The sequence below is a fragment of the Streptomyces sp. YIM 98790 genome, from assembly GCF_011421595.1.
Taxonomy (GTDB): Bacteria; Actinomycetota; Actinomycetes; order Streptomycetales; family Streptomycetaceae; genus Streptomyces.
This window is the reverse complement of sequence record NZ_WTLH01000055.1, coordinates 1-15597: the sequence shown is the minus strand read 5'-3', so window position 1 is coordinate 15597 and position 15597 is coordinate 1. Positions and strand designations below refer to the sequence as shown.

At 72.9% G+C, this 15597-nt stretch carries 9 protein-coding genes; 8 read left to right on the top strand and 1 reads right to left on the bottom strand.

Annotated features, from left to right (window positions below):
* The first annotated feature begins 17 nt into the window (after positions 1 to 17).
* The 8 genes from GQS09_RS12110 (at position 18) to GQS09_RS12075 (ending at position 12952) form a co-directional block, all read left to right on the top strand.
* Positions 18 to 890: an aldo/keto reductase family oxidoreductase gene (locus GQS09_RS12110; protein WP_165986040.1), complete on the top strand. Its 873-nt coding sequence runs from the start codon at positions 18 to 20 to the stop codon at positions 888 to 890.
* Positions 891 to 1439: 549 nt separating this feature from the next.
* The gene (locus GQS09_RS12105) at positions 1440 to 3260 is read left to right on the top strand and encodes an asparagine synthase-related protein (protein ID WP_165986039.1); all 1821 of its coding nucleotides are present in this window, start codon (positions 1440 to 1442) and stop codon (positions 3258 to 3260) included.
* Between the two features lie 198 nt (positions 3261 to 3458).
* Entirely contained in the window at positions 3459 to 3926 is a 468-nt protein-coding gene (locus tag GQS09_RS12100) for a hypothetical protein (protein ID WP_243761339.1), read from the top strand.
* Complete coding sequence (locus GQS09_RS12095; RefSeq protein WP_165986055.1) at positions 3896 to 5359, top strand: hypothetical protein; 1464 nt, start codon at positions 3896 to 3898, stop codon at positions 5357 to 5359. Before GQS09_RS12100 ends, GQS09_RS12095 begins: the two co-directional genes overlap by 31 nt.
* A complete protein-coding gene (locus GQS09_RS12090; protein ID WP_165986037.1) occupies positions 5356 to 6795 on the top strand; it encodes a VWA domain-containing protein in 1440 nt (479 codons plus the stop codon). Before GQS09_RS12095 ends, GQS09_RS12090 begins: the two co-directional genes overlap by 4 nt.
* Before the next feature lie 152 nt (positions 6796 to 6947).
* Positions 6948 to 8069 (top strand): AAA family ATPase, encoded by a 1122-nt coding sequence (locus GQS09_RS12085; protein ID WP_165986036.1) that lies wholly within the window; start codon positions 6948 to 6950, stop codon positions 8067 to 8069.
* An 11-nt stretch (positions 8070 to 8080) separates the two neighbouring features.
* Positions 8081 to 11017, top strand: a complete 2937-nt coding sequence (locus GQS09_RS12080; RefSeq protein ID WP_243761337.1) for a hypothetical protein — start codon at positions 8081 to 8083, stop codon at positions 11015 to 11017.
* A gap of 501 nt (positions 11018 to 11518) precedes the next feature.
* Positions 11519 to 12952 carry a PQQ-binding-like beta-propeller repeat protein gene (locus GQS09_RS12075; RefSeq protein ID WP_207957732.1) on the top strand — a complete coding sequence of 478 codons (1434 nt, stop codon included), beginning with the start codon at positions 11519 to 11521 and terminating at the stop codon, positions 12950 to 12952.
* A gap of 185 nt (positions 12953 to 13137) precedes the next feature.
* On the opposite strand, the gene GQS09_RS12070 is transcribed toward GQS09_RS12075, so the two are convergent.
* A complete protein-coding gene (locus tag GQS09_RS12070; protein WP_165986034.1) occupies positions 13138 to 15162 on the bottom strand; it encodes an AfsR/SARP family transcriptional regulator in 2025 nt (674 codons plus the stop codon).
* Between the last annotated feature and the right edge of the window lie 435 nt (positions 15163 to 15597).

The following is a 15597-nucleotide window of genomic DNA, read 5'->3' as shown; positions in this document are numbered from 1 at the left end:
CCAGGAGAGACACAGACATGAACACACCCTCCGCGCCACTGCCCGGCGGCACCTGGACCCTGGGGGATCTGACCGTCACCCGCTTCGGCTACGGCGCCATGCAGCTCGCCGGTCCCGGCGTCATGGGTCCGCCCGCCGACCGCGACGGTGCGCTCGCCGTCCTGCGCGAGGCCGCCGGCCTCGGCATCACGCACATCGACACCGCTGGTGTTTACGGACCGCGCATCACCAACCGGCTGATCCGCGAAGCGCTGCACCCCTACCCCGGGACGCTGCACATCGTGACCAAGGCCGGCGCGGTCCGCGACCGGCAGGGCGGCTGGCCACCGGCCCGGCGGCCCGAAGACCTGCGCCGCGCCGTGCACGAGAACCTCGAGGACCTCGGGCTCGACGCGCTCGACGTGGTCAATCTCCGGCTCGGCGACGCCCAGGGCCCCCGGCCCGGCTCGCTCGCCGAGCCCTTCGAGACCCTCGCCGAACTCCAGCGGCAGGGCCTGATCCGGCACCTCGGAGTGAGCAACGCGACGGCAGAACAGGTCGCCGAGGCGCAGACGATCGCGCCGATCGTGTGCGTGCAGAACATGTACAACCTCGCCCACCGCCACGACGACGAACTGATCGACGACCTCGCCGGCCAGGGCATCGCCTACGTGCCCTTCTTCCCGCTCGGCGGCTTCAGCCCGCTGCAGTCCTCGGTGCTCTCCGCCGTGGCCGCCCGGCTGGAGGCGTCGCCGATGTCGGTCGCCCTGGCCTGGCTGCTGCGCCGTTCACCCAACATCCTGCTCATCCCCGGCACCTCCTCGGTGGCGCACCTGCGCGAGAACGTCACCGGCGCGGGAATCCCGCTCCCGGACGAGGAACTCGCCGAGCTGGACAAGATCGGCCGCTAGCGCGTTGACCGGGAGGCGGGAGGAGAAGCGCCGGGCGCCGGGCGCTCCGCGGTGGGATCTGCGGTGACGCCCGTTGATCCGACAGTTGGGCTTCCGGCGACATCATGGTCTTCGCCCTGGAATGATCCGATCCGTACGGGGGCGACCACCGTGAAGCGTGCATCCCGCTGCGAGACGAACGGCGCCGTCTGGCGCAGCAGCGGCTACAGCAACCAGGCGGGTGGGACTCCTCGCGCGCCTGAGTCTCCCTGCGGCTACTTCGGTTACTGCGTGGGCGGAGCCCACGAAGTAACCGTTCGATTCTGCGGCTCGCGGGTCTCGTTTGCCGTGCGAGAACCGCACGGCAAACGAGACCGGGTACTCCGACGGGTCGGTCCGGATTGCGGGATCGCGGGCTTGGCAGCACGCTTGGTACACCGGAACGAACAGACGGTGTCAATGGAGGTGGGCGGTCAGCAGTCGCCATGGCCGGGTGGCGGTGGAGTCGGTCGGCCCTTCGCCTGGAGGACAGCGAGTATCCACGTGGGACCCCTTCCGTGAAGGATCACTGTGCGCGCCTATCTTGCGATCGCAGCTCTGTCACGTGGTGACCGGGTTTCCCGGCGTGTCCTGGATGCCGCGCGCAGTGCCGCGTTCGAGGCGATTCCCGTGCCGGCGGGGGAAATCCGCACGGCACAGTGGATCTCCGGCGACCGCGGCGTGGCGTTGCTGGCCTGGTCCAACGAACCTGAGCACGGACTCCTCCCGGAGCCGCTGATCAGTTCGGGTACCGGAGCGCTCGGCTACTGCGGCTACCTCGGGAGGCGGGCCCTCGACGAGCGGAATCTGGCCACCACGGAAGACCTGGGCGCGGTGACCGCTTCGCTGGGCGGGTGCTTTTCCGTTTTCCGGGCGCGGGAGAACGGAATCGAAGCGGCCACATCGCTTGCCAGGGTGTGCCCGGTCTATTGCGCGGAAGCCGGGGGGATCTACGTCATGGGAAGCCGGGCTCTGCTGGTGCATCTTGTCGCACGGGCGGCGGTCACCGGGAAGGTGCGGCCGTCGGTCGACTGGGACGTCATGGCTCTGCAGCCGATGGTCCGGCATGGCTTCTTCACCAACGACGAGACGCCGTTCCGCGGCGTGCGGGCACTGCCGGCCGCCGCGGTGCTGACCGCCGGCCGGTCCGCAGGCGTGCGGCTCAGGACGAGCCCCCTGCCCGCCGTCGAGCCCGCGCCGACCAGTGCGAAGCAGGCGCGTGAACGGGTCGAGAGCCTGGCCGACGCGCTGGTCAAGGCCGCGGCCCCGATCGCCCGGCATGGTGAACCGGTCCGGCTGGCACTCTCCGGCGGACGCGACAGCCGGCTCATGGCCGCGGTCCTCAAGGCTGCGAACGTGCCGATCGTGGCGACGACTCACGGGTTCGCGGACGACCCGGATGTCGTGCTCGCCACCCGGATCGCGAAGCGGCTGCGCATCGAGCACCAGGTGTCACTGACCGAGACCGGGGGAAGAAGGGACGCTGTTGTCGTCAGGCATCCCTTCCTGAGGACGTACGACATCATCCGCACATGCGAAGGGATGACATCGGCGTACGAGGACGTCAACCGATGGACCTCTTACGAATTCACGCCGAAAACGTCCGGGTCCGGTGGAGAGACGCTGCGCGGCGGATTTCTCTACAATCAGGACGATACGAGTCCGGAGGGAATTCAGAAACGGCTGAGAACCATCTTCCTGGCAGCCGAGGCATTTGTCACCCGGCAGGCCAATGAACGAGCTCTTGAGGACTACCGGATGTGGTCGGAGCGGGCGCGGGCGGACGGGCCCGGAGTTCTGGACCGGATCTACCTCTTCTACCGGTCCGGCCGCTGGCTGGTAGGTGCGCATACCGCGACCCTGATGACCTCTCCTTACTACCACCCCTTCCTCGACAACCAGGTGGTCCGGGAAGCGCTGGCGCTTCCGGCGGACTGGCGGTGGAGCGAAGAGGTCGTTTTCCGCCTGCTGGAGCTGCTCGCGCCGGAACTCGCGGACATCCGGCCGGAGGGAAAGCGGTGGAGATTCGAGAGGGACCGACCGCGGCATCTGATCGGGTGGCCGGCCTGGTGGCGGCGTTCCGCCCTGGTCCCCGAAGGCCGGACATCGGGCTTCAATTGGCGCAAGTCATTCGATGAGGATTTCCTCGCCCTGCTTCGCGACGAGGTCATGAACGCGCCGCAGGAATTGTTCGACGTCGTCCACCGGCCGAAGATCGAAGAACTCTTCGGCACGGTGCCGAAGAGCTGGACGAACCAGGTGTGGCACGTCTACACCCTCGCCGTGCTGCTGGCGGGCACCTGGCGCGGGGCACCGCCCGATCTTCCTCCGGTGCGCATCCCGATCCCGTGAGCAGTCCGCCGCGAGGCGTCGCCCGGCCGGGTGCGGCCGGGTGCGGCCGGGACGGCACGGTGCGGAGCCGGGCACAGGGCGGGCTGTCAGTGGGCGTCTGTATGTTCGGCCGTGTTCCGCCCTTCTGGTGCGGAAGTCCCCTGGGTGCAGAGGAGATGGCCGTTGTCGGGGTGGGAGAGGTCGAGCACGGCGCGGGTGATGCCGCCCGCGCGGGCCCGGAAGCTTGCCAAGGTGCCGTTCGTCGAGCTGGCCGACGGGCGTCTGCAGGGCGTGGTGTCCAGCGGCTCGGACATCGGGCGGGTCTATGTGTCGTCGGTCGCGGCCGGCAGCTACGCGTTCGCGTGCAGCACCAACAACAACCGGCCCTGCGGGGGCGCGCGGGGCTCGTACTGCAACCACATCCGGGCGCTGATCGACGAGGCGGTGCTCCAGTACGGCGGCCGGCGCGTCGCCCGCTATCTGAAGGTCGAGACGGCGGACGACGAGCCGAATGCGGTGGGCCTCTTCAGCGACATGGTCACCGCGCGTCCGTCGCAGGAGGACGCCGCGGCCGCCGCAACGGTGTTCAGCCGGTTCCTGCGTCACCTGGCCTACCTGGAGTTCGCCCCCGCCACCGGGCCGCTGCCCGAGATGCACTGGTTCCCGCCGACCCGGGCGGTGGCATGATGCGCGCCGATCTGCTCGCCGGGACGGTCGACGGGCTGGACGAAGCCCTGGCCGCCGTCGACGCCTTCGACGAGGTCCTGGTCGGCGGCCTGCTGCGGCCGCAGCCCGCGCAGGCAGCCGGCCTGGCCGGCCTGGCCGACGCCGTCGCGGGGACGCCGCTGGCCGCCAGGGCCGCCGAGGCGGCCGCGAAGGCGGCGGCCGGAGCCGCGGGCGAGGACCACTTCACCGCCCTCGCCGCCGCCCGCGCCGCGCTGCTCGGGTCGGTGCACGACGCGCTGATGGCCCGGGTGGGCGAGGCGACCGGCAGGCCCCGCGGGGAGGCGGGAAGCGGTCCGGTGACGTCCGGCGGGGAGCCGTCGGCGAATCTGCTCACCGCGGCCCGGTCCTGGCTGTCCGATCTGGCGCGCTGCGGATGGCGCGGTATCGACCACGAGGTGGTCGCCGGATCTGCGCAGGTGGTCTCCGCGATGCTTCCCGACCCTGCGCTGCGCCGCCTGGCGACGCTGCTCGACGGCTTCGCCGCCGAGCTCGCCGCCTGCTGCCCGGGAGCCGCCCTGGAGCGGGTCCCGGTGCGCCGCTGGGCCGACCTGTGGTCGCGTGCCATGCTGCTGACGCTGCCGGGGGGCGCGGCCGGCGGGGCGCCCGCCGGTACGGCCACCGGCCGTCTGCTGCCGCTCGGTGTCGATCTCCAGGAACACGCGACCGCCGTGCAGGCACAGGTGCACGCGGTGTTCGAGCCCGCGGACGGCTCCGCCTCCCGCCTGGTGCGGGCGGCGGTGTCGGCGCCGAAGCCGGACACGGTCGTCGGGGCCGGCCTGTGGCAGTTGCTGCGCCCCCGCATGGCGCTGCTGGCGGCCGTCGGCGAGGGCCGGTCCATGGAGCTCACCGGGATGCCGGTCACCGCCGGGGGCGATCTGCTGTGGAGCGATGAGCACGCCCGTGCGGGGGAGCCCGCCGATGCCTTCGCCACCGCCCGGGTGGCGCTGCCCGCCGCCGCCGATCCGGTGACCGCGCCGCTGGACCGGCATCCGGCGTGCATCGCCGTGCCGGTCTTCCTGGAGGGCTATGCCGTCGGGCAGGAGGAGAAGGTGGGGGAGACGCAGGGCGAGAGCGAGAGCGGGGGCGGGGTGACGTTCACCGTCGCCGGACAGCCGCTGTCCGTCGACACCGACCGCATTCCGGTGGCCGGGCCGCTCACCCCGGAGGCCGTCGCGGCGTCCGCGGCCTGCATCGGGCTGCTCCGCTGGGACGACGGGGTGTTCTCCGTGCAGCCGCTGGCGGTGGAGCGGAGCGTGCGGAAGCGGACCGTCGCGGTGCACGCCGGGGCATGGGCCGGGGGCACGGCCGACAAGGCGGGGGCAAAGGCGGAGAAGGCCGCCGCGGCTGCCGTGGCCGTGCTGCGGGAGCGGGCGGGGAGGCTGCTGCGGAAATGACGGAGCGACAGAACACCGGGCAGCCGGCGGCCGGGTCCGGCCCGGGAGCCGCCCCGCACGTCAACCGCCGTCAGGCACTGTACTGGCGGCTGCTCGCCCGCCTCTTCGACCACGACGAGCAGGCCGCGCTGGAGTCGGCGAGCCTGGAGGTGGTGGAGGACATCGGCCTGCCGGCCGCGCTGCTGGATCCGGCGGCCTCCGTCGACTCGATCGTGCAGCGCCACCCGGAACTGGCCGCCGAGTTCGACGGCCTGATGGCCCCCGAGCCGGCCGCCGACGGGGCGCGGGACCGGCCCGCCGAGGTGCGGCGTGCCGCACTCGCGTCGAAACTGCTGCTCAACGTCTTCGCCACCGGCTCCGGGCCGGTCACCGCCGGGCAGCTTGCGCGCTGGCAGTCCGACGCGGGCCGGCTGGAGCGTGCGCTCGGCTTCCGGCCCGGGGAGCTGCGTGCGGGACGGGCCGCGGGCGGCAGCGGTACGGGGCCGGGCGTGAGCCCGGCCGGCACGGGGGGCCGGGCCGGCACGCCGGATCTCGGACGGCTGATCCCGGCCATCGGCCCGGAGCTCGGCGCCATCGAGGCGGGCCTGGTCGAGCGGATGCGGCTGCGCGAGGTGCTGGCCGATCCGGCGCTGGCCGCGCAGCTCACCCCGTCCATGTCGCTGATCGAGCAGCTGCTGCGGGACAAGAACAACCTCTCGGGCGTGGCCCTGGCCAACGCCAAGGCACTGATCCGCCGCTTCGTCGACGAGGTGGCCGAGGTGCTGCGCACCCAGGTGGAGAAGGCCACGACAGGTGCCGTGGACCGTTCCGTGCCGCCCAAACGGGTGTTCCGCAATCTCGATCTCCGCCGCACCGTCTGGAAGAACCTCACCAACTGGAGCCCGGAGGAGGAGCGGCTGTACGTCGACCGCCTCTACTACCGGCACACCGCCCGCAGGACGACGCCGCAGCGGCTGATCGTCGTGGTGGACCAGTCCGGCTCGATGGTCGACTCGATGGTGAACTGCACCATCCTGGCGTCGATCTTCGCGGGGCTGCCGAAGGTGGACGTCCATCTCATCGCCTACGACACGCAGGCGCTCGACCTCACGCCCTGGGTGCACGATCCCTTCGAGACACTGCTGCGCACCAACCTGGGCGGTGGTACCGACGGCACCGTCGCCATGGCGCTGGCCCGGCCCAAGATCGCCGAGCCCCGCAACACCGTCGTGGTGTGGATATCCGACTTCTACGAGTGGCGCACCGATGAGCTCTTCGAGTCCATGGCGGCCATTCACCGCTCGGGAGCGAAGTTCCTGCCGGTCGGCTCGGTGACCAGTTCCGGCCGCGGCAGCGTCAACCCGTGGTTCCGGGAGCGGTTCAAGGACCTCGGCACGCCGGTGATCTCCGGCCACATCCGCCGGCTGGTCCACGAACTCAAGGCGTTCCTCACCTGACATCCCCGCCGTCCCCGCCACACACCTGAGCTCTCCGACCTGAGCTCTCCGACCTGCGCTCTCCGACCTGCGCTCTCCGACCTGCGCTCTCCGACCTGCGCTCTCCGACCTCAGATCCGCCCCGCCTCCGAACCCACCTGGAAAGGCCCGTCATGTCCGACCTGCTGCGCGCTCCCGCCGAGCTCAAGTACGCCGAGGAGCTGGACTGGCTGGAGTCCGTCGACGACAACCCCAAGCCCTTCTCCTGGCGGCTCTCCCCGAAAATGATCAGGCTGTTCATCCTGGGCTCCGAGCGCTCCGACGGCCTGGAGCGGGAGATACCGCAGAAGTGGTTCGGCGACCGCAGCTTCGTGGAGCGCGCCATCGTGACGCTCGCCTCCGACCGCGGCCTGCTGCTGATCGGGGATCCCGGCACCGGCAAGAGCTGGCTGGCCGAGCTGCTGGCCGCGGCGATCTGCCGCAACTCCACCCTGGTGGTGCAGGGCACGGCCGGCACCACCGAGGACCACATCAAATACTCCTGGAACGTGTCCATGGTCATCGCCAAGGGCCAGTCGCGGGAGTCGATGATCCCCTCGCCGATCATGACCGCCATGGAGACCGGCGCGATCGGCCGCTTCGAGGAACTCACCCGCTCCACCAGCGATGTCCAGGACGCGCTGATCTCGATCCTGTCCGAGAAGTACATCTCGGTCCCCGAACTCGACAGCGACGGCAGCGACAACATCGTCTTCGCCAAGCCCGGCTTCTCGGTCATCGCCACCGCCAACAGCCGCGACCGGGGCGTGAACGACCTCTCCTCGGCGCTCAAGCGCCGCTTCAACTTCGTCCGCATCCCCGTGGTGACGAACAAGAAGAGCGAGGCGGAGATCGTCCGCTTCCGCACCGAGGAGCTGCTGCGCCGCCACCAGATCGAGCTGGACGTGCCGCCGACGCTGCTCGACGTGCTGCTGCGGAGCTTCGCCGACCTGCGCGCCTCGGCCGCCGCGGCCGGCAGCGAGGACGAGAAGCTGGAATCCGCGCTCTCCACCGCCGAACAGATCGGTGTGCTGGAGGACGCCATCCTGCACAGCAACTTCTTCGGCGACCGGGCCCTGACCGCCCGGACCCTGGCCTCCTCGCTCGTCGGCTCGCTGGCCCGGCGCGAGCCCGAGGACCTCGCCATCCTCAACAAATACCTGCACGGCGTGGTCGAGCCGCGCAGCAGGGAAGAGGGCGGGTCCTGGCCGGAGTTCCTCGACGGCGGCCGTGACGCCATCGCCACCCTGTCATGAGCGTCCCGTCGATGAACGTACCCGCGACGGGCGGCCCGGCCGCCGCCACTGCCACTTCCCCTGTCACCGCCGCCAGCGGCGGCCGGGAGGGGATCTTCGAACCGCTGCGCGCACAGCTCCGGGAGGCCGCCGAGGCGTTCGCCGGCGGGCCCGACGCCCTGGAGGGCATCCTCCTCGGCATCGTCGACGACGTCGACCGGGCGCTTCGCGAGCCGCTGGAGATCTTCCCCGTCTGCCACCACTCGCCCGCCTCGGCCCTGGCGATGGCCCGCCGCCTGCGCGAGAAGCAGCCGAAGGCCGTCTATCTGGAGCTGTGCGAGGACATGGCACCGCTGCTGACCGAGCTGCGCAACTGCCGGCTCCCGGTCGCGGTGCAGTCCTTCGCCACCGAGACCGACGGCTTCCCGGCCGAATGGTCCCCGCTGTCGGTGGTGGCCCCGATCACCGAGGCGTCGGCCGAGTACCAGGCGATCGCCTACGCGCTGGACACCCCGGGCGTCGACCTGGTCCTGGTGGACCGGTCCTCGGACCATGTCTTCCAGTGGGACGCGCGCCGGGCGGAGACCGCCGGGGCGCGCGCGCCGGGCGGAGCGGAAGCCCCGGACGCGCCGCCCGCCGAGGAGGAGGCCGCCCTGCACGGCGACGCGGTCGGCGTGGAGATCGGCGACCTGCGGCCCCGCTTCGCCGAACTGGAGGAGCACCTGCTGCGCCACGGCAAGGTGCGGCACTGGTCGGAGTGGTGGCACCAGTACGTCGAACTGCCGCTCGGCGACAGCGACCACGACAGCTACCGCCAGGCCATGCTGCTGATCGGCAGCCTCTTCCGCCGCCTGGCGCCCGGTGACCCGCACCGGGTGCGGGTGGACGAGGACCGCGAGCGCTACATGTGGACCAGGATCCGGGAACATCTGGCCGCCACCGGCCTCGATCCCGCGGACTGCCTCTACGTCTGCGGCGCCTTCCACGCGGTCAGCCGCGTCGAGGAGTTCGGCGTGCACGGCAGCGGCACCTTCGAGATCGGCCCGCGTACCGCGACCACGTGGCAGCACGGGCTGATCCCGTCCAGCCATGCGGCCATCGAGGCGCAGTTCGGGCTGGCCGCCGGTTCGGTGTCGATCGCCGCGACGGTCTGGGCGAAGAACCTGCGGCGCACCCGCGTGGAGCCGTACCGGCTGGCGGGGCAGGCCGGAGGGAAGAAGAAGACGAAGAAGGCGGCCCGGAAGCCGGCAGCGGCGCCCGTCCCGGCACCGGCACCGGCACCGGAAGCGGGAGCGGGACCGGGAGCGGCGTCCGCGGCGGGAGAGCCGCCCTCCGACCGGCTGACCGGCTTCCTGCGGCAGCCGCCCGTGCTGGACCGGCTGGACGAGGCGGAGCTGCTCGGCTGGTCGGTGGAGATCGTGCGGGCCGCGCGCCGCAACGGCTACCTCGCCTCCACCGCCGACGCCATCGCCGTGTTCGAGACGTCGATCCTGCTCGCCGGGATGCGCGACCGGGCCAGGCCCACGCCGTACGACTTCCAGGACGCGGCCGTGACCTGCATCGAAAAGGACTCCGTGCCCGGCCGGCGCGATGTGCGCCGGCTGGTGGAGATCATGATGGGCGGCGACCGGACGGGCCAGGTCGGCTATGACGCGCTGCCGCCCCTGGCCCGGGATGTGCACGACCGGCTCGCCCCGCTGGAGCTGAAGCTCGAGCAGCGCGGCGTACGGCGGGCGCTGCTGGACATCGCCGCCCGGCCGGAGCTGGAGCAGTGCTCCGATGTGCTCTGGATTCTCCGGTACCTCATGCCGAAGGGCGCCGCGCGTCCGATCATGGGGGAACGGAAGCTGGGGGAGCGGCCCATCCAGGAGTCGTGGGATCTCGCGCTGGGCACCCACCAGCGGGCGCTGATCGAGCTCGGCTACGAGGGTGTGAGCATCGAGCAGGTGCTTGAGCAGCGGCTGCGCCGCGCAGCATATGCCCCGCGGGCGGATGCGGCCACGGTCCTGGGGGCCGTCGAGGACGCCACGCTGTACCTGCGCAGCCGCCGCCTGGCCGACGAACTCGGCACCCGTGCCCTGGAGGTGCTGTCGGCCGAGCGGAGCGTGGACGGGGCGCCGGAGGTGCTCCGCCGGATCAGGCGGCTGCTGGCGTACTACCGCACCAGCGAACCGGTGCTTCCGCAGTGGATCGAGTCCTTCGTCCGGGCCGGGTACGCGCACTACTGCACCCTGCTGCCGACGGCCTTCACCGATGACGACGCCACGGTGCGCCAGGTGGCGGCGATGCTCGGCTTCCTGTTCAGCATGGAGAGCCTGGCGCTGTCGCTGGGCTGCGACCGGACACAGCTCGAGCTTGCCGTCGCCCAGTCGCATCCGGAGAATCCGTCGAAGACCGCGCTGCTGTGGGCGGCACAGACCCAGCTCGGGGAGCTGTCCCGGGCGGACCTCGGCGCGCGGTGCGAGGAACTGCTCGGCAACCCCCTGGTGGTGCCGGCCTATCCGCACTACCTCAGCGGCTTCCTGCACGCGCTGGAGCCCGCGCCCGGCCTGGCCGACTTCGTGGTGGAAGCGGTGTCGCACGCGTTCGGGCGGCTGCCGGACGAGGTGCTCCTGCCGTGGCTGCCGGTCCTGATCACCACCCTGCGGGCGGGCGGCACCGAACTGGCCCCGCTGCTGATCCGCGAGGCCGGGCGGATCTTCCCCGGCCGGCTGGCGGAGCTGGACGAATGGGTGCCGCCGTGGCAGGCGCGGACAGAGCCGGCGGCCTTGCCGGCGGCACGCCGCGGGGACGGCCGCCGCGGCGCGGCGCTGCTCGCCGCCCACCCCGCGACGTGTGACGCCGTGGCAGACCTGCTGGGCTGCGAAGGGACGTGGGAGACGACGGACCCGGCTCCCGCAGGTGCGGCCCTGGTCCACCGCCACCCGGACACCGCGGCCGCACTGGAGGCACTGCTGGCCCCTTCGTGACGCCGGCCCCGGCCCCGGAGACCCGCCCGGGGGCCGGCAGCCGGGATGCCCGGTTCCTGCTCGGGACGGCGGGACCGGGTGGCTTCCCCGCCACACACCCGGAACAGGCCCAGGCCGGCGAGCCGCGGCTCCGTCACAGAGCGGAGCCCGCCAGGGTTGCGGTGGCCGGGCGGGCGGATTGCCCGTCTTCGCGGCGGTGCGCGGCTGGCCTGGTGTTTGAAAGTCCGGTGAGAGCGAGGGCCGGGGGTGGGGCCGGGGGAGGTGGTAGGACAAGGGGCTGACCGTCCGACGTCTGTTGAAACCATCACGGGGGATGAGCACATGACGCAGCCGCCTCAGCTGCCGCAGCCCGGGCCGTACGGGGGGTATGGCGCGGCGCCGCCGCAGCAGCCGCAGGGGTACGGGCACCCGGCGGGGCCGGGGCCGCAGGGCTACGGGGGGCCCGGGGTGCCGCCGTTCGGGCAGCCCGGACAGGGGAGGGGCAGGAAGGGGAAGGGGAAGGTGGTCGGCATCGTCGTGGCGGTTGTGGTGGCCGTGCTGGCGGCGACCGGGCTCGGGGGCTGGTACTTCCTCTTCCACGACGCGTACAAGGACCAGCCGGTGTACCGGGCGTGGAGCGCGGGGGTGGCGGAGGCCGGCACCGGGGAGCTGCTGTGGCGGACCAGCACCCGGGAGGGAACGCCGGAGAACGAGCCGGTGTGGGGCCGCTGGCTGACCGACACGCATTACGTCATCCGCACTCCGCAGACCGTCGTCTCCTACGACCTGGCCACCGGTGAGCAGGCGTGGGAGTTCCCGCTGGGCGAGGGCCCAGAGCAGTGCCCGTCGTCCCTGGAGCACTCGGAGAACCGGGTGGCGCTGCTGCGCCCCGGCGGGGGTGAGCGGCGGTGCGGCACGCTGACCGTGCTGGACATCGCCGACGGCGAGGAGGTCTTCACCCAGGAGCTGCCGGCCATCGGCGACGACGGCTATCCGGAGATCGTCAACCAGCCGGTGGTCTTCGGCGGCGCGGTCTTCGTCAACACCCGTCACGGCACGCATGTGCTCGATCTGGGGACCGGGGAGCGGCGGAACGAGGTGCCGGACCCGCAGGCCGAGTGCTATGACTTCCGGCACGCGGTGTTCGCAGAGATTCTGCTGGTCAAGCGGGCCTGCGGGGACGACAACCGGAACTATGGGCACGGCGGGGAACTGCGCGCCCTGGACCGGGAGATGAACGAGCTGTGGGCGTGGCCGGTGCCGGAGGAGAACGGCGAGCCGGGCACCCTGCGCCAGGTGGTGTCCGCCGACCCGCTGGTCGTGGAGGTCAGCCACAGCGGGACGTACAAGATCTGGCACGTGGACCCGTCCGACGGTTCCCACACCGAGCTGAGTTCACGGGACCACGGTGACCTGCGCGGGGACAGTCAGACGTACCGGACGCCCTGCACGTCGGACGGCGTCGGGATGCGGGACTGCCAGGCCGTGGCGGTGAGCGACGGCAAGGCCGTGTTCGTGTCGAAGTCCGAGCGGGTCGACGCGACCAGCTGGGAGGCGATGCGCGGCTACCGCGACACCACCGAGTACTACAACCAGCTCGTCGCGGTGGATCTGGCGAGCGGCGAGGAGGTCTGGCGGACCGAGCTGATGGAGGAGCGGTCGCTGGCACTGGTGGAGGCCGACGACGAGCGGATCGTGGCGTACCAGCGGGCGACCCGGCACTACGCGCCGGGCATGGTGGTGTCGGTCGACCCGGCGAGCGGGGAGATCTCGCCGCTGCTGCCGCTGGACGAACGGACCGGCGACGAGCTGAGGGTTCCCGGCCGGGTGGACGGCTACGGCGGGTACACGCCGGGGATGTGGCATCCCGGGGGCTTCTTCCTGCTGTTCAGCCAGGCCCGCCAGCCGGACGGCAACTGGTATCCGGAGACCCAGGTGTTCGGCAAGGCTTCCTGACCCGCCGGGGCCCGCAGCCCGCGCAGTCCGTCCATGCCGTGCAGGCCGCGCATGCCGTGCAGGCGGTGCAGGCTGCGCATGCCGTGCAGGCCGTGCTTCTCGTGATCGCCCCGGGGGGCGGCGGCGCCCGGGGCACAGGGCGTGCACGTCGTCCAGGAAGCCGCAGGTGTCCGGGCGGTGCCGGATCATGCCGCATGGGGCGACGACGAAGGCCGGTTCGGCGTCCCGGACGGGCTCCAGCAGGGCAGGCCGTCCGGTGTCCGGCCAGTCCCGGGCCTGGTGGGGGGACGTGACGGCGAGGGCGACTCCCGTCCGGGCCGCGGCGGCTCGGGGCGGACACCGGCTTCGAAGGGCAAGGCGGGGTCCATGCCCGCCGAGGCGGTGAACAGGCGGTGGTCCCGCAGCCGGGCCCGGGCGGCGGTGCGTTCCCCGGCGGGCTGCGGTTCGGCCGCCAGCTCCGCGGCATAGGCGCGCAGCAGGTCGTGGAGACGGTACCGCTCGCCGGGCAGCGGTTCCACGAGGTGCCCCCGGCTCAGCACCTGAAGCGCGCGGCGGATCTCCGGCAGCCCGTCGTCCGCCGCGGCCGCGACCGTGTGGACGTCCATCTCGGGCCACGGGTGCACCCCCATCAGCCGGAAGACGCGGGCCGCCGCCGCGTCCAGCCGCCGGTGGGACCAGGAGAACACCGCCCGTACGGCCGTGTGCGGGTCGCCGTCGATGTCCAGCACGTCGAGGGCGCCCTGCCGGCCGGCGAGTTCGGCGGCGAGTTCGGCGATGCCCCGGCCCGGCTGGGCCCGGATCAGCTCGGCGGCGATGCGCAGGGCGAGCGGCAGCCGGGCGCAGCGTTCGATCAGGGCGTCGGCCGCCTCGGGTTCGGCGGTGACGCGGTCGCCGAGCAGCTCGCGCAGCAGGCGGCGGGCGTCCTCGGCCGGCGGCCGGCCGAGGCGGAGCCGGTGGGCACCGTCGCGGGCGACGAGGCCGCCGAGCGCGTCCCGGCTGGTGATCACGGTGACGCAGGACGGGCTGCCGGGCAGCAGCGGGCGCACCTGCTCGGCCGTCCCGGCGTTGTCCAGCACGATCAGCATCTGCCGCCGGTCGACCAGGGTGCGGAAGCGGGCCGACCGTTCGGCGAGGTCCTGCGGTATCGCCGCGCTCTCCAGGCCGAGCGCGCGCAGGAAACCGGCGAGCGCGTCGCCCGGCGGGACCGGGCGGTCCGGGCCGAAGCCGCGCAGATCGGTGTAGAGCTGCCCGTCGGGGAAGCGGTCGCGGACCCGGTGCGCCCACCGCACCGCCAGTGCGGTCTTGCCCACCCCGGCCGTGCCGGCGACCAGCGCGACACGGGCAGGGGAATCGGGGGCCAGCAGGCCGTCGAGTTCCGTGAGCTCGGGGCCGCGGCCGGTGAAGCCGTGGACGTCCGCGGGCAGCTGGGCCGGCACGGCGGCGGGCAGCCCCCGGCCGGGCTCGGCCGGCTCCGGCGCCACCGGCTCGTCGGCCAGGATGCGCCGTTCCAGCTCCCGCAGTTCGGGCCCGGGTTCCAGGCCGAGCTCGGCGACCAGGTGCTGCCGCGCCCGCCGGTAGACGGCCAGCGCCTCCCCCTTCCGGCCCGAGCGGTACAGGGCGATCATCAGGAGCTGGTGCAGGCGTTCCCGCAGCGGGTGGGCCCGCACCAGCTCGTCGAGCTCCGCGGTGATCGCCGCGGCCGAACCGCAGGCCACTTCGGCCCGGTACAGCGTTTCCAGGGCGAGGAGCCGGCACTCGGTCAGGCGGCGTGCCCAGTCGGTGAGCAGCGGGAGGTCCAGGTCGGCGAACGGCGTGCCCCGCCACAGGGCGAGCGTGGTGCGCAGCGTCCCGGCGGCCCGCCGAGGGTCCCGCGCGAGCGTCTCCCCGGCCTCGGCGACCCGCGCCGCGAACACCTCCGCGTCCACCTCCCCGGGCGCCACGCGCAGCCGGTAGCCCTCGGGGCCCAGCGACAGCCGGCCGTGAGCGCCGAGCGCGCCGCGCAGCCGGTGCACGTGGAGCTGGAGCCGGTGGACGGCACGGGAGTCCGATGGTGCACCCCAGAGCGCGGCGGTCAGCGCGTCGACCGGGACCTGCCGGCCGGGCTGAGCCAGCAGCACACCCAGCAGGGTGCGCTGGAGCCGCCCGGACACCTCCTGGATGCGGCCGTCCTCCCGCCGGATCTCCATGGGCCCGAGGACCGCGAATTCCATACCGTCCGTCCCCCTGTTTCCCCCGAAACTCGGCCTTCCGCCCCCAGTCTGGCGGTGGGGGTGCGGGCGCCGCCCGGGGATGAGAGCGGGATGAGAGCGGGATGGACATTGTGGCGCCTGCGGCGTCCGGCCGCTTGGATACGATCGCGCGGTGGCCGGCCACGGGGGGCGACGGGGGTCGCCGGGCCGGTGACGTCCTCGCCGGCCCGGCGGGGTGGGGGCCCGCCCGGCCCGGTGCGCGGGCGGAGCGGGCGCAGCGAGGGGAGAACCATGCCGAACGGTGACTATCCGCCGCCCGGTCAGCAGTACCCGCCGTATCCGCCGCAGCAGGGGCCGGGGGGCCGGCCGCCGAATCCGTACGGCGGCGCTCCGCCGCCGCAGGCACCGCAGCCGGGGCCGCCGCAGCAGGCGCCGCAGCAGCCGGGGCCCCCACCC

Coding starts and splice junctions, on each gene's coding strand:
- GQS09_RS12110 (WP_165986040.1), top strand. CDS start 18: ATGAACACACCCTCCGCGCCACTGCCCGGCGGCACCTGGACCCTGGGG.
- GQS09_RS12100 (WP_243761339.1), top strand. CDS start 3,459: ATGCCGCCCGCGCGGGCCCGGAAGCTTGCCAAGGTGCCGTTCGTCGAG.
- GQS09_RS12090 (WP_165986037.1), top strand. CDS start 5,356: ATGACGGAGCGACAGAACACCGGGCAGCCGGCGGCCGGGTCCGGCCCG.
- GQS09_RS12085 (WP_165986036.1), top strand. CDS start 6,948: ATGTCCGACCTGCTGCGCGCTCCCGCCGAGCTCAAGTACGCCGAGGAG.
- GQS09_RS12080 (WP_243761337.1), top strand. CDS start 8,081: ATGAACGTACCCGCGACGGGCGGCCCGGCCGCCGCCACTGCCACTTCC.
- GQS09_RS12070 (WP_165986034.1), bottom strand. CDS start 15,162: ATGGAATTCGCGGTCCTCGGGCCCATGGAGATCCGGCGGGAGGACGGC.